19 protein-coding genes are annotated in these 18563 nt (G+C 47.2%); all 19 read right to left on the reverse strand.

All coding sequences use genetic code 11. The annotated features are described in order from the left end of the window. Position 1: 1 nt before the first annotated feature. Positions 2 to 1519: a phytoene desaturase family protein gene (locus BMW79_RS30630; RefSeq protein WP_089902549.1), complete on the reverse strand. Its 1518-nt coding sequence runs from the start codon at positions 1517 to 1519 to the stop codon at positions 2 to 4. Beyond that, entirely contained in the window at positions 1506 to 5390 is a 3885-nt protein-coding gene (locus tag BMW79_RS30635) for a trifunctional MMPL family transporter/lysophospholipid acyltransferase/class I SAM-dependent methyltransferase (RefSeq protein ID WP_089902552.1), read from the reverse strand. Before BMW79_RS30635 ends, BMW79_RS30630 begins: the two co-directional genes overlap by 14 nt. Then, positions 5383 to 6576 (reverse strand): DUF2062 domain-containing protein, encoded by a 1194-nt coding sequence (locus tag BMW79_RS30640; RefSeq protein WP_089902554.1) that lies wholly within the window; start codon positions 6574 to 6576, stop codon positions 5383 to 5385. The genes BMW79_RS30635 and BMW79_RS30640 overlap by 8 nt, the downstream gene beginning before the upstream one ends. Beyond that, positions 6577 to 6936, reverse strand: coding sequence for a hotdog family protein (locus BMW79_RS30645; protein WP_089902556.1), 360 nt, complete (start codon positions 6934 to 6936; stop codon positions 6577 to 6579). A gap of 26 nt (positions 6937 to 6962) precedes the next feature. Then, positions 6963 to 7586 carry a hypothetical protein gene (locus BMW79_RS30650; protein ID WP_089902561.1) on the reverse strand — a complete coding sequence of 208 codons (624 nt, stop codon included), beginning with the start codon at positions 7584 to 7586 and terminating at the stop codon, positions 6963 to 6965. Continuing rightward, positions 7564 to 8172 (reverse strand): outer membrane lipoprotein carrier protein LolA, encoded by a 609-nt coding sequence (locus BMW79_RS30655; RefSeq protein ID WP_245752749.1) that lies wholly within the window; start codon positions 8170 to 8172, stop codon positions 7564 to 7566. The genes BMW79_RS30650 and BMW79_RS30655 overlap by 23 nt, the downstream gene beginning before the upstream one ends. A gap of 16 nt (positions 8173 to 8188) precedes the next feature. Beyond that, a complete protein-coding gene (locus BMW79_RS30660) occupies positions 8189 to 8968 on the reverse strand; it encodes a polysaccharide deacetylase family protein (RefSeq protein ID WP_089902567.1) in 780 nt (259 codons plus the stop codon). Further along, on the reverse strand, positions 8962 to 10026 hold the full coding sequence (locus tag BMW79_RS30665; protein WP_245752750.1) for a beta-ketoacyl synthase N-terminal-like domain-containing protein: 1065 nt from the start codon (positions 10024 to 10026) through the stop codon (positions 8962 to 8964). The genes BMW79_RS30660 and BMW79_RS30665 overlap by 7 nt, the downstream gene beginning before the upstream one ends. A 3-nt stretch (positions 10027 to 10029) precedes the next feature. After that, entirely contained in the window at positions 10030 to 11226 is a 1197-nt protein-coding gene (locus tag BMW79_RS30670; protein WP_089902570.1) for a beta-ketoacyl-[acyl-carrier-protein] synthase family protein, read from the reverse strand. Next, the gene (locus BMW79_RS30675; RefSeq protein WP_089902573.1) at positions 11223 to 11489 is read right to left on the reverse strand and encodes a phosphopantetheine-binding protein; all 267 of its coding nucleotides are present in this window, start codon (positions 11487 to 11489) and stop codon (positions 11223 to 11225) included. The genes BMW79_RS30670 and BMW79_RS30675 overlap by 4 nt, the downstream gene beginning before the upstream one ends. Before the next feature lie 19 nt (positions 11490 to 11508). Then, positions 11509 to 12063, reverse strand: a complete 555-nt coding sequence (locus tag BMW79_RS30680; RefSeq protein WP_089902576.1) for a beta-ketoacyl synthase N-terminal-like domain-containing protein — start codon at positions 12061 to 12063, stop codon at positions 11509 to 11511. A gap of 67 nt (positions 12064 to 12130) precedes the next feature. Then, complete coding sequence (locus BMW79_RS30685; protein ID WP_089902580.1) at positions 12131 to 13387, reverse strand: NAD(P)/FAD-dependent oxidoreductase; 1257 nt, start codon at positions 13385 to 13387, stop codon at positions 12131 to 12133. Positions 13388 to 13431: 44 nt separating this feature from the next. Then, positions 13432 to 14493, reverse strand: a complete 1062-nt coding sequence (locus BMW79_RS30690) for an SAM-dependent methyltransferase (protein ID WP_245752751.1) — start codon at positions 14491 to 14493, stop codon at positions 13432 to 13434. 14 nt (positions 14494 to 14507) lie between these two features. Continuing rightward, positions 14508 to 15653 (reverse strand): beta-ketoacyl synthase N-terminal-like domain-containing protein, encoded by a 1146-nt coding sequence (locus BMW79_RS30695; RefSeq protein ID WP_089902586.1) that lies wholly within the window; start codon positions 15651 to 15653, stop codon positions 14508 to 14510. Positions 15654 to 15664: 11 nt separating this feature from the next. Continuing rightward, positions 15665 to 16084: an acyl-CoA thioesterase gene (locus BMW79_RS30700; protein WP_089902589.1), complete on the reverse strand. Its 420-nt coding sequence runs from the start codon at positions 16082 to 16084 to the stop codon at positions 15665 to 15667. 1 nt (position 16085) lies between these two features. Continuing rightward, a complete protein-coding gene (locus BMW79_RS30705) occupies positions 16086 to 16847 on the reverse strand; it encodes a hypothetical protein (protein WP_089902593.1) in 762 nt (253 codons plus the stop codon). Between the two features lie 6 nt (positions 16848 to 16853). Continuing rightward, positions 16854 to 17279, reverse strand: a complete 426-nt coding sequence (locus BMW79_RS30710) for a hypothetical protein (protein WP_089902596.1) — start codon at positions 17277 to 17279, stop codon at positions 16854 to 16856. Between the two features lie 75 nt (positions 17280 to 17354). Next, positions 17355 to 18230, reverse strand: a complete 876-nt coding sequence (locus BMW79_RS30715; protein WP_089902599.1) for an LpxL/LpxP family acyltransferase — start codon at positions 18228 to 18230, stop codon at positions 17355 to 17357. After that, a complete protein-coding gene (locus tag BMW79_RS30720; RefSeq protein ID WP_089902602.1) occupies positions 18230 to 18487 on the reverse strand; it encodes a phosphopantetheine-binding protein in 258 nt (85 codons plus the stop codon). Before BMW79_RS30720 ends, BMW79_RS30715 begins: the two co-directional genes overlap by 1 nt. Between the last annotated feature and the right edge of the window lie 76 nt (positions 18488 to 18563).

Consider the following 18563-nt stretch of genomic DNA (forward strand, 5'->3'; position numbering starts at 1 on the left):
TTCAAATATGTGTTGACTGATGAATGTCATCTACCAGGAAATCCATCCCCAGCAATTCCGCTGAAGTGATTACACTGCTGATGGTTACCCCCAAAATTCCATGCAAGTTCAGGTTTTGACCGGTAAGATACAAATTGGATAGTTTGGTACGGGCCGAAACCATAGTCCGTAGCGGATCTGCGCTATCTTTGAGGATGCCGTACATGCTTCCGTCGCCGGTACCGATGTAATCGCGGTACGACAATGGCGTAGCCACGTAGTACGACTTAATACAATCCCGGAAGCCCGGAAACTGCTTTTCTACACAATCGATCAGCAGATTGGCTTTCTTCTCCTTAAAAACTTCGTAATCTGCTCCCCGGTGTCCCGCTTCCAGCACGGTATTAAAAGTATGTTGCCAGGGCGCCACTTCTTCATAGCGCATGTAAGTCATGACCGACAAACTATCTGCCCATACTTCGTCCTGCGAACTGGCAGAAACGTACATGGCATAAGTCTGTGGCCAGTCCTCTTCTTTATAGGCGATGCCCTCCCAGGCGTTGGGAGTAGCATGGTAATAATGATTATAGTTGAGATATTTAAAAGTACCTGGCTTTAGGGCTACGTTCAGTACAAACGTACCTATTGAATTTTCCAGTCCCTGTATGCGGTTGCGGTAAGCACTCCGTAGGGCATCGCTGTGTGTCATCGCCAGGGTTTGCGCCGGATGCAGGTTGGAGATGTAATGTGTGGCCTGTACCTGTGTACCATCCTGCAATACGATGTGATCTACTTTATCGCCAGCGCCCTGGATGGCAGTCACCGCCATATTCCGGATAATTTCACCGCCGTGGTTCCGGATCTGCCGGCATAGCAGCTTACCGATCTGGGAGCCGCCATCCACACATTTCCAGGAACTCTGCATATAGCTGTTTAGCACCAACGCATGTACGTAAAAAGGTGTTTTCTCTGCCACACCGGCGTATAGGAGGTTATTGCCTGCCAGCACCTGTTGCAGCTTTTCGTTGCTGGTGATACTGCGCAAATAATCCGCAGTATTCAATTGCAGTACCTGGCGTTTCTCTTCATAGTCGCCCGTACGGAGATTGTACAACGGAAACTTGCTGCACACTTCGCGGATCTTGTCACAGTATGCCCTCAATGCGGGTTCCTCTTCCGGAAAATCTTCCAAAAGGGTACGGATAAAATTTTCTTCCCCCTGTGCTATGCGGTACACTTTATCATCGCCGGCAAAACTGATATGGTCAAAACCATCCATATCCATACGTTTCAGCCGTAGCTGATCGTAAATACCCAGGTATTTAAAAAGCTGATAGAGATTTTCACCGGGCGCAAGTCCGCCGATATAATGTACCCCGGAATCAAAGATGACTTTATCCCTGGACCAGGTTTGCAGACATCCACCGGTTTGCCGGTTCTTTTCGTATATGCATACACGATACCCATGCCTGCTGAGGATAGCTCCGCATACCAAACCGCCGAGGCCGCTGCCTATAATGATTACATCATAGTGGTGCATAATTTTCCTGCCGGAGTTTTTTGATCACAAATATTACATTCGATGTGTATCGCGTATTATCTATCTCTTCCGCTACTGCACCATATTTGTTCACCAGGCCACGCACATGCGCCGCTGAGAAAAACGACAATGGCTGTTCTTTCGTTTTATTAAACCCAATTACTTTGGTAGACATAAACTCTGTAAACCGGGTACCCTCATGCCGCTTGGTCATATCGCTGTCGCCATCCCTTACCACAATGACCCCATCCGGTGTTAATCGCTCAATACATTGCTGTAGCAGCGCTTCCTGCTCTGTAGCAGATAAATAATGCAATACATCACTGAGAATAAAGGCATCGTATTCACCTACTGCCGTAGTAGAAATATCGCCATGTATAAACTGCAGCTGTGCGGGTTTATTATAACACCAGGCCGCTGTAGCTATTTTGTCTTCGTCATAATCAATACCAGTGATCACTCTGCCGGGAGCAGTCCAGGTAAGCATATAATCCATAAAACCATATCCACAGCCAATATCCAGTATACGCCCTTCCTTGGGTAACAACTGATGGAACAATTCATAATTGTTTTCCATCTTTGTTTTGATACGCATATACCATTCCAGCACCGGTCCTTTATAGATGTAATTATATCTCAGCTGCTCGCGGAAATACTTTGGTACTTCTGTTTCCGCACGCAGTATTTCGTATTGTTGCTTAAAGTATCGGCTGATGGATTTCGTACGTGTGCTGTAGTTATCTCCCCAGGAAGTATCCTGTGGCTTTATACGTGGCAGATACTTTACTGACACCGTTCCATCTTTCAACAGAAAATCGCCTTTACTCATCGTGTAGGCAGTACCGTGAATCACCATCGGCAAAATATCCAGCCCCAGCTGCTCGGCAATATAAAATGCGCCCTTGTGAAAACGCTTGATAGCCGGGTCCGGAGAGCGGGTACCTTCCGGGTATACAACTATCGAATATCCCTGTGCTACTCTTTCGCGCAGTTTTTCTATCGCACCTTCCGCACCGTCGGCCACCGGGTAATAATCAGCCAACCGCACCACAGAGCCAAATACCGGAGAACGCCATACCCACTGATTGGTGAGCAAAATCACCTTCGGATGCAGCATGGTGGAGACAAGAATATCCAGGAACGACTGATGATTACTGATGATGACTGCCGGCTTTTGCAGCTGTTCATTTTCAGGATTAATAATGCGTTTCTTCACATTGCGCATAATGTACAACACGCTGTGCGTATAGGCAGAAAGAATACGGTGATACAATACTTTTCCCCGCTCCTTATCAAAGGGGTTCCAGCGGATCAGCAGGGTACCGATGCCTGTTAACAGAAAGCATCCCAATGTGAAATAAGTAAAAGAGAAAACAGCGAATGTCCATCCTTTCAGTGTCCACGGTGCATATCCTTTACACACGCGGTTTGTGATGAGCCAATTAAACAGAAACGGGATCATCACCTGCGAAATCAATACCACCGTACCAATACCAATAATGGAAATTAATGCGATAGATTTCAGGGAAGGATGCTGTGCAAAAATGAGTACCCCTAATCCGAGAATAGTGGTAATGGCAGACAGGAAAATAGAGGATTTGAAAGAAGATAAAGTCTTCTTCCCGGTTCTGTATTCCTGTAACAGCCCATCCATCATAAAGATGCTGTAGTCATCTCCCAAACCAAAAATAAACGTGGACAGGATAATATTTACAATGTTAAATTTAATACCAAACAGCCCCATAATTCCCAGGATCCATACCCAGCTGATAGCCATCGGGATAAAGGTGATCAGCGCCAGTTCAATACGGCCGTAAGACAACAGCAGCGCAGCGAATACCAGTAAAGAAGTCATCCAGGCAATACTGTTGAATTCATCTTTGATGACTTCCACCAGCCTGTTAGCTGCATATTGCTTATCCAGCACCGTGGTGTTGGGGATATTTTCCAATGCCTCGTATACCGCCTGCTTATGGGCAGGATCTACTTTCAGCAGCGTAACCACCGACAGCGTTCCGTTCTTATCGATAATAAAATCACCCAGGTTACCACTGCGCAATACTTTCATGGCATCCGGACTGAGCGGCTGAAAATCTTTATGCACCAACTGGTCGAAGCTATCAAAAGCAGTAGCGCTGAAACCAAACGCAGCGCCCTGTTTACGCAGGTCGGCCAGTAAAGCAGTTCTTTTATCAGTGTCCTGAGTTTTCCAGAAATTATTCCAGCGTTGGATACGCTCCGTCTGTTCTTTATTGGATAACAGCAACGCCTGTACGCCGGCATATTTTTTCACAATGCCTTTCTCCTGTAATTGCTCAATAACGGGCAGTAATTTTTCTCCATTCTCCAACGCGCTTTCCAGGTCATGCCCGTCAGACACTACATACACCGACTGTGCGATGTAGGAATTCACACTGTTAAGCTGCGCCTCTGCGGCTTTCAACTGTGGCGTCATGTAATTCATACGCATCATATCGCTTTCAAACGATACGTTGCGGGCAGTATAGAAAAAAACGATGGTGAGCAGGAAAATACCACCTACCAGGAATTTATTTTTCTCCGGCGTATGTGCAGAAAGTTTATCCAGCCAGTTGTTGTGATGCGCAACTTCCTGATCCGGTTTATGCCCGATCACGATCCAGTGTGGCAGGAAAATCAGTGAAAACAATGCAGCGCCGATCAGGCTGAATGCCGCAAACAGCCCTACATCTTTCAGCATGGGTGAATGTACAAACTGCAAACAGAGGAAGCCACCGATAGTGGTGAAGCTACCCAGCGTCATCGGCGTCGCCAGGTCGTCGATTACTTCGCGGATATCCTGCGAATGGCGGAAATGATTGAATACATGCAGGGAGTAATTCACCGCAATACCGAGTACTACGGCGCCCGCGCCCATCGCCATTACAGAAATATGTCCTTTGATCACGTATATCCATGCCAGTGAAAACAGGCCGCCGAAAATAACGGGCAGCATCACCAGCACCGGCGCTCTTTTTTTCTTAAAAAACAGCGCTATCAAGGCTATCAGTAATACGACCGTAATCCCCTGGGTCAGGAAGGTATCCTGCCGCAATTGCGTGGCATTACCCACGGAAACGGCTGTACCTCCAAAGTATGAAGCCGCCACACCCGGGTATTGCTGATCCAGGCTGTCTTTTATCTTGTCCAGTCCCTGCAGGAACTGCGCATTGATTTTTGTGGATCCCGGCGGATTCGCCGGGGTAATAAAGATCATCACATGTTTATGATCTTTCGTGATAACGTAGTTATCATACAACTCAAACTGGTCGTCATATTGCAGGTGCTGCAGTTTCTTTACGCCTATCCAGGAAATCCCCACCGGATCTGCCTGGATCATCTTCTTCAGTACCAGGCCTGCGGGAGAAATCAGCGTGTTGTAGTCATATTGCAAAGACTGCTGCAGCTGTGCGGGCTGCAATAAACTATCAATTTTTGTGTAGTCTTTTTCTTCCAGGAAGATGGGCAGGTGTTGTTGAATCACCTGCATCAAACCCATTACCATGGCGTCGTCTGCCTGCGACTGGATTTGCCGGATATAAGGTGAAAGCTGTTCACCGGCCTTGCCGGACAAGGCCGCAGCATAAGCAGTGAGGCTATCCGGTTGGGCTTCTTTTGTCGTATCTTTTTGGGAGATGGTAACGATCAGCTTATCCGCAAACCTCGAATCCTGGAACACCTGTTGCAGTTTGTCGAGTTTCTTATCCTGCGGTAAAATTTTGGTGATATCTTCTTCCAGCCTTATCTGTCGGGCAAAAAAACCTACCAGCAAAAAGCTGGCAATAGTACAACACCACAGCCATATCTTGTGCCGTTCAAAAAAATTATAGATGGCTACAAAAAGATTACCCATTTCTTCGTCCTTTTCTGAAAATAGTCAGTATCCCCCAGCTGGTGGCCCACGCGAATAATCCGCCTGCTATGGCCAGTGTGATACTACCAAATACATATTGCAACAGGTTATCCCTGATGGTATCAAAGTTGATCCCGTTTGAAAATACCAGGTCCTTGGCTGTTTGCCCCATCCAGATACGGCCGGCGAGGAAACTGGCAAAGATCACAAACGGTGTGAGCGGCGGCGTGCTGATATGTGCAAACAGTAATACCAGCGCCTTGTTAAGTTTAAATTTTATCGACAGCAGGATGGATACCAGCAGCTGGAATCCCCAGATGGGCACAATCCCCATGAAGATACCAAAGCCAATGGAAGCCGCTTTCCGCATATTGGATTCATCTGCTTTCAGCACTTCTTCCTTCCACATCTTTTTCCAGTTCTCTTTTTTCAAAAAATAACGGATCAGATCCCGTGGTTTGATATACAGGAAGGTTACCAGCACCAGCACAGTATTCAATACCGTGATGCGGGAAACATCCCTCACCGGGCGGAAATGCGATACCCGCTCTTCCGGCGGTGGATAATAAACACGAACGGGGGTCCAGTCTACCTTAATACCTTTCCAGGCGCTGCGTACCAGTACTTCTATTTCAAATTCATATTTGGTACAGAAGTAATGCATATTCCCCATGCGTTGCAGGGGATACAGGCGGTAACCGGATTGCGTATCTGGTCCTTTTAAACCGGTAGTTACCTGGAACCAGAAGTTGGACACCTTATTGGCAGAAGTGCTTTTGCCCGGCATGTTTTCCTGGTGCAGGTTACGCGCCCCTATGATCAGGGCGCCTGGTTGTTCTTCTATCTGTTGCAGCATCCCCGGCAGATCGGTGGCAAAATGCTGCCCGTCTGCATCCATGGTGATGACGTAGTCGTAACCCTGTTCCAATGCGTAGGCAAAGCCACGGCGCAAGGCCACGCCTTTACCACGGTTTGGGCTATACGAAACCAGTTGCAGGGAAGGAAATTGTTCCAGCACAGCAAGGGTTTCATCTGTAGCACCATCATTTACTACAATTATATGATCGGTATAGGTAAGGGCATCAGACAGTACAGCGCCGAGCGTACCGGCGTTGTTATAGGTAGGAATGAGCACCGCTGCGCGGTGACGTTCAAAGTGTGCGTTATGTGTGGGAGTGTTTGTCACTTAGTTAAATATACCCTGGAACTTCATAAATGTTTTGTCATCGCGCTTCAGCGTTGCATTCACTTTCCAGCCGGCTTCGTCTTCTTTATAGGTTACTGTTACATCTACCAGTGGTTGTTTTACCGGATCTATCATCTGCAGGAACTTCATCTGCGTAGCTTTTTTCAACGCTACTTTCTTTTCCAGGGCTGTTTCCAGTAATTCCGTGATGGTTTGCATCATGCAAACACCCGGCACTACCGGCTGCTCCGGGAAATGCCCCTGGAAAATGGCATGTGCCGCATTCAGTTCAATAGTGGTGGTCACCTGACCTGGCTCCTGGGATTGTACGGTAACGGTATAAAAATTTCCTGCTAACATTTGGACAGTTGTTATATATGAATACGTTATTTTTCTACTTTCTGTAAAGAGATATTAAATTTGAAATGCTCATGACGGATGTTGATCGTGTCCGGAATGCCGTTGTTATAATGCTGCATCCATACGGTAACAGCGGGTTTGCGCTTCGACGATTTTTCTATCCGTATCAACTGCGTACAGGCGGTATCCGTGATATAGTAATTATTCCCTTTTTCTGTGGGTACTACTACATAACGATAGCGGTTATCTGTAGCCATATGCGCCGCTTGCAGATCGGGATGCAGCAATACCAGTGCAAAATCCTGCTGCAACGTTTTCACGACCGCTTTCTTATCCATTTTAGGCATCAGGTAATGTTTGGTAAAACGCCCCTGCTGATCAAATTCAAAATCAAAGAACTTAAAACCCATCTCATTTGCAAACACCACGCGGATGCTGCTGTCGGGCATCTGCTTAAAAAACAATAGCCCGCTGAGATGATGTTTCAATATATCCACCTGTGTGCTGTACAGCGTGGAGGTAAACTGCGGACTAAACTGACGGATGCACTGCACATTGCCGCTGGCAGGCTGTAACTCCTTGTATACCGAGCGGCAGCTGCCCACCAGCAACACCAGCGCTACAAAACTACTTAAGAGAAAATACCGCATCCGGGATGGTTGTATTCAGTTGTTTATGTAAAAAGCTGATGGTAGTATCATCTCCGGACGATTCTGCCATGGTAATTTTTGACACTGAATAATCCTGTTTATCTACCAGCAACACGATCGTCTGGAAATATTCCTTCATCACCTTGTTCACCGGTGTCATTTCCAGGCGGTAGTATTGTGCATTCTCTGTCGCTTTGGTAGTGAAGTCGGCGTTATCCAGTACCGTTCCTCTTACACAGTCGATCGTAATTTTATTGATCTGCTCAAACAACTTATTACTCTTCCCCGAAACTTTGCTTTCTTTTTGTGCGTCCCTGATCCGTATATCCTTTCCATTGATCACCAGCAGGTAACGGGAAGGTTGCTTGTATTCCATTCTTACTTTATTGTCTTTCTGGAACCAGAATTCCCCTTTGGATACAATCTTGTCAGACAGCATGCTCAGGTTCTTTTCCTGTACAAAATCGCAGTGGATACTTTGCGTGTTCTGTGCGGCTTTTGCAAACTGCTGCTTTACAGCAGCCATATCTGATACCGGTTTAAACCCGGTCTGCGCCTGTATTTGCAGGCTCACTACACAACTCATCAAAACTAACAGCCATTTACACATATGCGCGAACGTTTAACATTTTATCAATTCTTTCCAGGCGGTATCCCTGTTCACGGATATCGCGGATCAGTTGTGGCAATATATCGGCCGTAATCCTGCAGGTATCGTGCAATAAGATCACGGCACCTGGTTTCAGCTGCTGCATAATTCTTTGCAGCAAGGCATTTTTATCTGTTGCTACCGTGTCCAGTGAGCGGATATTCCAGCCTACCGGCAGATAGTTACCTGCTTTTACCGCCCTTGCCAGGTTCGGATTCGTGACGCCATAAGGTGGGCGAAACAGCCGTGGATAAAGGCCGGTAGCATTTACCGTAGCCGCATCCATTTCCTGCATATCCTTCAGCATATTACCCGACAATTTCATATCGAACCAGAAGTGATGCGAATAGGTATGGTTGCCTATTACATGTCCTTCTTCATATATGCGTTTCAGTAAGTGCTCATTACCGGAGATATTCTTCCCGATACAAAAAAAGGCGGCAGGCACCTTTTCCTCCTGCAGGATATTCAGTATTTCCGGCGTCAACTCCGGCTCCGGGCCATCATCAAAAGAAAGCGCTACCACTTTTTCCGTGGTATCGGCCTGACAATATGCTTTCAAAAAAAAACCCGATTCTATATTCATCGCCCCGTAAACAGTTACCGGTAAAAAAATCAGTAACGGTATTACGTATGTCCACACAGGTACATCATACTTCATGATCCTATCAAGGAATAGTAGTACCAGGAAACTGATCAGCGCAATGATATTTACAACCCGGTTATTCAGCATGCGGTCAGTAATACCAGGGAATGATGGGTACCCTGGTGATGATTATAGATTAACACTTTATTAATTTGCTCCGGCGCCTTTCCAAAAAATACGGCGGCTTCCGGCACTTGCTGTTCTGCGATGATGGCGTTGGCCATCCATACTCCAAAAGCAGCGGCAGTAGGGTATTCCCCACAGAGATGTTTAAAGCTGGCTTCCGCCGTTTCCGGGAACAGGGCAGCGGCTATTTCTTCATAAATTTCATCGTGATCAATATCACCATTTCTGCCGGTAACAATCAGGTCGATATCTGCGGGCGTGCAATTATTATCTTCCAGGAACTTCATGATATGACCGATCACTTCTCCTTCCCAGAGTGGCTTGTATAAAGTACTCACTCCGGATAATTCTGCAACCGTACCGGGTTGTTTGGTAATACCCAGGCTGAAAAAAGCTGCGCCTTCTCCGGCAATAGTGCCACGGGAAGGGCTGTTCAGCAGTTCCATCGTTTTTACCGGTTCTTTCTTATAGAGACCAAAACGGGTCAGTAACTGGTGACTATGATTCGTTATTTCATCCAGTCCGCCGGCGAGAATATGTTGTGCGGAGCCTTCTTTCAATATCATGATGGCATCGAGCAGCGCATTTTCGAATGAAAATCCGCGATGCACGAAGGTGTTGTTATAACCGTTGCATCCCAGCAGCAGGGCAATATGTCCGGCTACGGTGTTGTGCGTGCTCTGGATAAACGCCGTAGGCGTCAGCATTTCTTCCTGCTGATTGACCATCTTGGTGAGAAACACGCCGGTATCATCGAGGCAGCCGTAAGCGGTACCGGTAATGATAGCATCTGGTGCGGTAAGGCCTGCAGCTTCCAGGCTCAGGTTGGCTGCACCAACGCCCATTTTCACTACCCGGCTCATACGACGGATCTGTTTTACATCGATCCATTGTTTGTAATCCGGATCCACTGTCGCCAGGCGCACTGTTTCGTATTCCCGGGGAGTAGCCAGCAAAAGGCCTCCCTGCGCAGTTTCCTGCGGAGAAATACAACCGGTGCCATTTATGTAGATGTTCATAAGCTAGTAGCTTTTTGAAAATACCAGACTGGAACAATTGCCTCCAAAACCAAAAGAGTTGGACATGACGTGTTGCAGGTCATGTCCCGCAGAAAAAGCGGTAGCGGGTGCAAATGGTAATTCCTTCATCTGGTGCTCAAAACGTGCATTCGGATAGATGATACCCTCTTTCACCGACAACGCCGAAAATACGGCCTCTATGCCACCGCTGGCGCCCAGCGTGTGACCGGTGAAAGACTTGGTAGAACTCATCGCCGGGAAATGCGGTGCAAAGAGCCGGTTTATAGCGATTCCTTCCGATACATCGTTGTTCTGTGTACCGGTTCCATGTAAGTTAATATAACCAATTTGTTGCGGTTGCAATCCACTCATATCCAGCGCGCCTTTCATAGCCAGGTAATTACCGGTACCATCGGGCGATGAAGCCGTTTGGTGATAGGCATCGTTGGCGTTGGCAAAACCGCTGAAGCGGCACCAGGGCTGCAACCGGGCAGCCAGGCTGTCAGACACCAGCACCACATATCCTGCGCCTTCGCCCAGGTTTAGCCCGGTACGGGTATCATCAAACGGGCGGCAGGGCTGCTGATCCAGGATCATGAGCGTATTGAAACCGTTGAGGGTAAAGCGGGTCAGTGCGTCCGTTCCTCCGGCAATCACCACGTCCACAATGTTATTGCGGATCAGGCGGGAGCCATACATCAGTGCATTGGCGCCGGAAGAACAAGCAGTACTGATAGTAGATACATGATGCCGCACACCCAGCTGATCAGCGACCAGTTCGGTAATACTGCCGCATTCATGGTGCAGGAGTTGCTGTAAACGGCCACCACGGGGATTAGCCAGATAATCCGCGAAGAAATCTTCCGTTTTATCCATACCGCCCACTGTGTTACCGGAAACAAAACCCACGCGGTACTGGGAAATATCGCCCAGGCCGCTGGACTGCCACGCTTCACGGGCGGCAATCATACTAAGTAAAGCGGTTCTGCTGATATTCTCCGGCATACGTGCCATATCAGCGAGGGTGGCGTTATCGGCCTTCACTTCTGCCACCGGAAAGGTATTGCGATGAACAGAAGGCAGGTACTGCATGGCCGTCATACCGGGTTGCATGTCCCGGAACGATTGTATACAGGCCGGTACATCCAGCCCAATGCCGCTGATTACCCCACCGCCTGCTATCCACACCTTTTCACTCATGCCTTCACGGTTTGATTTTCAGTAATGTAAGTCGCCATTGTGCGTACAGAATGGAAGATCTTTGGTCCTTCTTCAGGATTTGCTATGCGGATACTGTAATGCTGTTGCAGCAATACAATCAGTTCCAGCGCATCGATAGAATCGAGTCCCAGTCCCTCTTTGGTAAACAATGGCTGATCATCGCCAATGCTTTCGGGCGCTACTTCCTGCAAATTCAATTGTTCTATGATCTGCGCTTTCAGATCCGCCATCAACTTTTCCACTGTCGTTTAATTAAAGTGATTAACTGTTATTTTGTTGATATAACGCCGTTAAAGCCGCCTCCGTTAAGAGGATGCTGTTGGGGCGCTGTATATTTTCCACGAGGAATAATGCCACCTCGTATTGTTGCTCCATTACTTCTACCCACCCGCAGATACAGGCGGCCAAAGGTGTTTCTGCCAGCAACTGTGCCGGGTAACTGCTCATTAACGCGGTATCAAAAGCGGGAGATACAAAAAAAGTATTCTCTCCTTTAAAACCATGCCGGATCGAAATTTCTCCCATCACTATATTAGGCAGCGTATATACAAACAGTGCAGGACTTGCAAAATCCTTTACAGTGGCATAGTAGCGCAGATCTGTATCCAGACTGCTGCTGCGGTTTGATAACACCATGCCGGTTTGCTCCGGCCGTAACGCTGCAATGGCGGTATCTTTCAGTAACACTTCCGCCGCCAGCCAGCCCAGCTTGCTGAGGGCATCCATCTTATGAAATTTGGGATACTGACCGGAAAAACGGTCATATCCCGCCCGCAGAAATTCCGGCAATTCCAACGCTGGATCTGCTTCCCACAACAGGGATCCGTTTAAATAAACCCTGTTATGGCGTATGATACAACTACCTGTAATATATGTTGCTCCGCTATTCAATCTCCGAACTGCTTTTTAATTTTTCTGTTAATTCTATCGTTCTGGCCAGGCGTTTTAACGCGGTGTCGTGGTTTTTCACAAATGGATTGCTCATATCCCACACATAACCAGCCAATACAGAACAAATCTGTCCTTTGATCAGTGGATCGGCGTCCTTCTTAAAGAAAATAGTGTCCAGGGTGCCTTCATACCACGCCATTACGTAAGAACGGAAGGTATTCACGCCCTGCATGGTTGGTTCCATGTATTCTTTTTCCCAGTCCACTGCTTCGCCTTTCAATTTCCGGATCACCAGTTTTGCGGCGGTTTGAGCCGACACACAGGCCAAAGTTACACCAGAAGAGAAAATCGGGTCCAGAAATTCTGTCACATTGCCGGTAAGCACAAATCCATCGCCATAAAATTTATCGGTAGTAGCCGACCACGACTGTAGTATTCTTGGTTCAAATACCAGCTCCACATCGCGGAAACGCTCCCTGGTATAGGGTTCTGCTTCCAGCAGGGCACGGTATTTTTCCTCATCGGTGCCCGGATATTGTTCAAAAAATTCAGGATCTCCCACAAAGCCCAGGGAAGTAACTCCCGTGGCAAACGGAATAATCCAGATCCATACCCCTTTTTTATGTACTACTGCCGTAATACGGTTAGGCTCATCCGCCATAGAACGGCGTACGTCTACCGTATGAGCAAACAATGCTTTGCGGGGTTGCAGGTTGGAGTTTTTCTCCAGGTTGAATAATTTAGGGATTACCCGGCCATAACCGCTGCCATCCACAATGAAGCGGGCAGCGATCTGCGATTGCTCCCCGTTTTTATCTTCTACGGTGGTCACTGAATCTGAGCCATTAAAGCGTATGTCCGTTACCGTTGTTTCGTAATCCACCGGCACGCCCATACTTTCCACGGTATCCGCCAGTGTTTTATCAAAATCGGCGCGGGTTACCTGCCAGGTCCAGGTCCAGCCTGGCGTAAATTGCTCCTGGAAGGTAAAGTCGCAAAGCGCATCTCCCTTTACAAACTTTGCCCCAAACTTCTCCTGAAAACCTTTTGCTTTGATAGCATCTATAAAGCCTGCTTCTTCCAAAGCTTCCATGCTACGGGGTAACAGGCTCTCACCGATCACAAAACGGGGAAACTTTTGTTTCTCTACCACTTTAACTTTATACCCGGCCTGGTGAATAATAGACGCGGCTACCGTTCCTGCCGGGCCTGCGCCAATTACCAGTACATCAACTTGCTCAGTTTTCATAAGTGACGATTTTGGGAGTTATTGATTATGTGATTATTGGGTTATTACTTTTTCTGACACTTTAACAATGTATAGTTCATTCCCATCTGGTCGTTCTCTTCAATGATTTTCAACCCGGCATCTTCAATGCACTGGAAGAAATCATCTGTATGATACATCTGGCTGTTACCATTGGCCATGGCTGTAAAGTACAGGGAAGTCTGCTGCAGGCAGAAAGCTGCTGATTTAAACTGCTGACGGTTCCAGAAGGGTTCGAGTATATATACAATACCATCGTCGTTGAGCGCTTCGCGGCAACGTTTCAGGATGGACACAATTTCTGCTTCGGAGAAACAATCCAGGAACTGGCTCATCCAGATGGCATCAAAGCCCTGTGGGAAAGGCAGTTCTTCATGAAGGATGTTGGCAATATGAAAATGTACACGGTTTTCCACACCGGCGTCTTTCATTTTCTGTTGTGCCAGCCCGGCCTGACCTGGTAAGTCGAAGATAGTAACTTCCACTTCCGGATCTTTGGCGGTGCAGGCCAGGGCCCATTTACCGGTATTACCACCGATATCGAGTAAACGTTTTGGTTTCTTTTCAAAAACAATATCCAGCGCCTGCGGGGTGGCGAGGTCTGAATAGTAATGGTCGAAGTCGAACCAGCTTTTACCTACTGCAGGGGGCAGCAGCGACAGGCCGGGATAAATGGTATCCCAGGGGCCGAGTTCGCGTAAGCCGGCGGGCTTTCCTTCGGTCAGACTTTCCTGCAGATGATTCATGCCTTTGTAGCAGATATCCTGTGAAAAGTCCATGTTGATACGGGTGAGCTGATCATGTAAAATAAAGTAACCGGTTTTGGTGAGGGTATACCGTTTGTCGTTTACGATCACCAGTTCCATTCCCAAACCTGCTTCCAGCAATACTCTTACTGCGTAGCGCGACATTTTTGTCTGTTCCATGATTTCCTCAATGGTAATACCGGCAGAACGGCTGTTGCTGACTGCGGTCAAAATGCCCATATCACGTAATGCCCGGGTAGCCTGGAAGGCAACGGGCGCAAATGCCAGACGCAATGCAGCTTCTTTCGCTTCGAGTGCTGTTTTTGTTTCTTTATTAAACACGACAATAACTTTGTTTAACTGTTAAGATTAAAGACCATGGCGGCGTTGCATCCACCAAAACCTGATACTGTTTTCAGGAAATGGCGGGATGTTTTTTGCACCAGGGTGTTATGAACATTTACCGGCATACTCACACCGGGTATTTCAAATCCTTTTGTGGGCAGTACCACACCTGCTTTCATGGCCTGCATACTGATAATAGCCTCAATTAAACCGGCCGCACCGAGGGTATGGCCGTAATAACCTTTGAGGCTGTTTACCGGCACATCAGCCAGACCGGCATGATGCAGGGCTTTTGCTTCCATCTCATCATTGTACAGGGTGGCGGTACCGTGTGCCGATACAAACCCAATGTCTGCAGTGGTTAAGCCACTGCCACTCACTGCGAGTTGCATCACTGCTGCCAGCTCCTCACCGGTGCGGGAAGGGCCGGAAATATGATTGGCATCGTTGCTAATGGCGCCTGCTCCCAGAGAAAAAAGCGCGGCGCCTTTTTCTTTGCTCAGGATCACCGTAGCGGCGCCTTCTCCTAAAGTAACGCCTGTGCGGTTAGCATCAAACGGCTTACAGGGAACGGCGCTTACTGCCTGGAATGATTGAAAACCAGATAATACAAAGCGGGTCAGTACATCGGCGCCGGTAACCACAACGTGGTCGTAACGGCCGGATGCGATGAGCCGCTTACCGGTTAAAATGGCTACCAGACCGGAAATACAGGCACTGCTGATCACCAGCGGTTCATTCACGGCACCAAAATGCCCTGCAATTTTCTTTGCGGTGGTATACAACTGCATGTCTGTTACCGGTGGTTCCGCGCCTTCCGGCTGCTGCTCCAGCAATTCAATATTTCCTTTTGTGGTGGAAACAATAAAGCCGGTGCGTGCATCCGTGAGCGTGATATCCGTTTGTTGTAATGCCGCTTTTACAGAGGCTGTCAGCAGTTTTTCAAACCGCGTATATCCTTCTGCGTTATCGCCCGCTACCCACTGATCAAGCAGGCCCGGCGCGATCATAGCTCCATAAAACGGAGCAGCGGCATAACCAGCATGGTGATGCTGAGCTATGCCACTGTTGCCAGATAAAACCTGGTCAAAATTTTCCCGGGTAGTACTGCCTAACGGCCCCACAATATTGTCTGCGACTACATACACCTGTTGCATAATACCCTTTGTTATACCAGTCCATGCGTCTTTTTCCATTCCATGAAAAAAGCGGGTGTGATCAGTTGCAGCGAAGAAGTTTCCTTGTCCAGGAATACCTGTACGGAAGAACCTTTTGCTACGACCTCACCTGTTGCCGGATTAGTCAGAATGTATTCAAATTTTATTTTGGCGGCCAGGTCGTCCACGAACCTTGTCTCTACCACTACCCTGTCGCCATAGCGCAAAGAGCGTTTGTAATCACATTGCACATTCACAACGGGAACGGTGAAACCTTTTTCAAAAATATCCAGGTATTTCAACCCGTATTTCTCGCCGAAGGCTTCCCTGCCGTCTTCAAAATACCGCACATAATGCCCGTGCCATACTATCCCCAGCGGATCTGCTTCATTAAATCTTATCAGTATGTTCGTGCACTCGGTCAGTATCATATTATCCTTTCTTCTTTGGTTTCTTTGCTGCTGGTGTAGTAGTAGCGGCTTTGGTGTCTTTCTTTGGTGCTGGTGCAGGTGCTGCAACTACCGGTTTTGGTTCTTCCGGATCTTTGGCTTCTGCATATTTTGTTTTCAGCTTGCTGTAGTCATCTTCGATGTTGCCCAACGCATCTTTAACGGCAGACAACCAGAGGTTACGGAATCCGAAAGTTATTTTCTGGGTTTTACCAATGTAGCGTTCAGTGAGCAGTACATTCTTCTTATCCATGTCTACGATGGTGAGCCACATGGCGGCATTTTTATTCGTTTTGCTCATTGCTTCCATCATCAATAATACACCAATACCGTGTTTTCCGGAAAAATCGTACGATTTCACCACTTTCACGATGTCGTCTGCTTTCAGGCGCTCAAAGTCGACTGAGTCATCAGATTTCAGGCCATCTTTGTTCATGGATTCATTACGCTTGTTCACCAGACCAATACTGGTATTGTATTTATCCTTGTGCAGGGTACCGGGTACATCGTATTTCTTCTGTTCATTTACTATCGCCTGGTTCAGAGAAGTAAAATCATGTTCAACGATGGCATCTGTTTTGGCAGCAGCATCACCTATCAGTTTGGCCTGTGTAAAATCCACACCCAGCCAGGTAAAGGAAGAGTCTTTGCTGTCCAGGAAGTTCTTAAGTGTTTGCGCATTAGCTGTCATAGCCATCATGCTCAACATCAGCATCGGAAGTGCAAGTAATTTTCTGCAGTTCATGTGTGATTAAATTTGGGGATTGATGAATATTTTCATTTCACATTGTGCCATCAGGCGTCCTTCAAACATCACTTTTCCAGTCACCATGGTGGCATTAAACACTTCACCACCAATCTCGGTAGTGGTTTCTATCATCTGTCCTGCCGGCGGCAGTTCGAGGATTTCAAGGTCTTTTACCGCGCCGATAAATCCCAGTGGCACCGGGCTATTTTCCTGTTTGGCAATATAGCCGATACGGGCGGCAGCGGTTTGCGCAATATTTTCCATCAGGCCGGGTGCAGTCAGCACGCCGTTTTCCACAAAAATATTATCTGCAGCAATATGCAGCCCGGTACGTGTAATAGGGCCATCTACAGCCAGGATACCACTGATCATCACAATCGGGGTACGCTGGGGAATATAAGCGGTAATATCATCTGAATGAATAAACATCTGCACAAGTTATTATTATAAATGAAACACGAAATAAATTGAATTATACGAAATTATTAACAGTAAAAACACGCATTATTCCCAAAAATCGTAATAATTGAACCATTGTACAGGGTAACGGTACACTTTTTCTTCTACTCTTTCCACAAAATCGTGCAGTGCCGTTTCCACGCCCTGGTTCCGCCGGCCGTGATACTGGCGCGGTGCGGTGGCAAAAAAATGATAATGGGTAGCCGACTCCTTAAAGGCGAACACCACTGACACAGGTACCCGGAAGGTGGCGGCTAACAGGAAAGGCCCCATCGGAAAACGGGCTTCCTGTCCTAAAAAGGGAACCGTTACGGTTTTATTACCCGGCAAAAAGCGATCGGCATGCATACATACCAACTCCTGGTTACTCAACGCATCGTTGATGGCATAGATATGGGAATTATCCTCCTTTATCACTATAATATTCATGTTACGGTCGCCGGTAATACCAGACAGGTAATCCTTGATGCGCTGATGCTCTCCATCAAACATGACAATATTAATACGGGTCTGCAAACGCTTGAACAGGTGACCGGCTACTTCCCAGTTGCCCACATGCGCACTCAGTAAGATGCCACCTTTACCACCAGCAATCATCTCACGCAGATGATGCTCTCCCTCAAACTCGAAAGTAAATTTATTGGACATGTCGGCCATGACCACCACTTTATCGATCAACGTCTGGCCAAATACATGATAATTACGGTACAAACTCAACAAGGCACGCAGCCTGCTGTAACCTATTTTTGTGCGGAAATAATGATAGACAGGTTTTGAGGAACTCCAGGAAAATGCAAAAAAATAAAAGGCGACAAATCTCAGCAGTATATACGCCGGTACCACCCCTCCATGCTTCAACAGGAAAACAAAACAACTATATCCGAACTTACTTCCTTTAGACTTTCCTTGCCAGGAAGGCATTATACCAGTTCTTTTTGTTGTACACGAGTGGCTACATAATCGTAGAAATCCTGGAAAGTCACGATAGACTGGAAGTCTTCCGGATTTACCTTAAACCCGAAATTATCTTCTATCACTACTACCATGTCGATATAATCCAGACTGTCCAGATCCAGTGTGGATTTCATATTGGCTTCCGGGGTGATTGTATCGGGGTTTGCTTCAAACTCCTCCACCAGAAACTTATTCGTAACAGTTATTATCTCTCTAATGTCCATAAAGTGTGAAATCAGATATAGGTCGTTTTAAAATTTGTTTATGCTGTCTGTTGGTCTACCATCCTGATCCAAGGTC

The organism is Chitinophaga arvensicola, assembly GCF_900110835.1.
Lineage (GTDB): Bacteria > Bacteroidota > Bacteroidia > Chitinophagales > Chitinophagaceae > Chitinophaga > Chitinophaga arvensicola.

What these genes read in the sequence shown, in the direction of transcription:
- BMW79_RS30630 (WP_089902549.1), bottom strand. Translation starts at nt 1,519, where the DNA reads ATGCACCACTATGATGTAATCATTATAGGCAGCGGCCTCGGCGGTTTG.
- BMW79_RS30660 (WP_089902567.1), bottom strand. Translation starts at nt 8,968, where the DNA reads ATGCTGAATAACCGGGTTGTAAATATCATTGCGCTGATCAGTTTCCTG.
- BMW79_RS30670 (WP_089902570.1), bottom strand. Translation starts at nt 11,226, where the DNA reads ATGAGTGAAAAGGTGTGGATAGCAGGCGGTGGGGTAATCAGCGGCATT.
- BMW79_RS30705 (WP_089902593.1), bottom strand. Translation starts at nt 16,847, where the DNA reads ATGAACTGCAGAAAATTACTTGCACTTCCGATGCTGATGTTGAGCATG.
- BMW79_RS30685 (WP_089902580.1), bottom strand. Translation starts at nt 13,387, where the DNA reads ATGAAAACTGAGCAAGTTGATGTACTGGTAATTGGCGCAGGCCCGGCA.
- BMW79_RS30650 (WP_089902561.1), bottom strand. Translation starts at nt 7,586, where the DNA reads ATGCGGTATTTTCTCTTAAGTAGTTTTGTAGCGCTGGTGTTGCTGGTG.
- BMW79_RS30655 (WP_245752749.1), bottom strand. Translation starts at nt 8,172, where the DNA reads ATGAGTTGTGTAGTGAGCCTGCAAATACAGGCGCAGACCGGGTTTAAA.
- BMW79_RS30645 (WP_089902556.1), bottom strand. Translation starts at nt 6,936, where the DNA reads ATGTTAGCAGGAAATTTTTATACCGTTACCGTACAATCCCAGGAGCCA.
- BMW79_RS30665 (WP_245752750.1), bottom strand. Translation starts at nt 10,026, where the DNA reads ATGAACATCTACATAAATGGCACCGGTTGTATTTCTCCGCAGGAAACT.
- BMW79_RS30635 (WP_089902552.1), bottom strand. Translation starts at nt 5,390, where the DNA reads ATGGGTAATCTTTTTGTAGCCATCTATAATTTTTTTGAACGGCACAAG.
- BMW79_RS30695 (WP_089902586.1), bottom strand. Translation starts at nt 15,653, where the DNA reads ATGCAACAGGTGTATGTAGTCGCAGACAATATTGTGGGGCCGTTAGGC.
- BMW79_RS30720 (WP_089902602.1), bottom strand. Translation starts at nt 18,487, where the DNA reads ATGGACATTAGAGAGATAATAACTGTTACGAATAAGTTTCTGGTGGAG.
- BMW79_RS30715 (WP_089902599.1), bottom strand. Translation starts at nt 18,230, where the DNA reads ATGCCTTCCTGGCAAGGAAAGTCTAAAGGAAGTAAGTTCGGATATAGT.
- BMW79_RS30700 (WP_089902589.1), bottom strand. Translation starts at nt 16,084, where the DNA reads ATGATACTGACCGAGTGCACGAACATACTGATAAGATTTAATGAAGCA.
- BMW79_RS30710 (WP_089902596.1), bottom strand. Translation starts at nt 17,279, where the DNA reads ATGTTTATTCATTCAGATGATATTACCGCTTATATTCCCCAGCGTACC.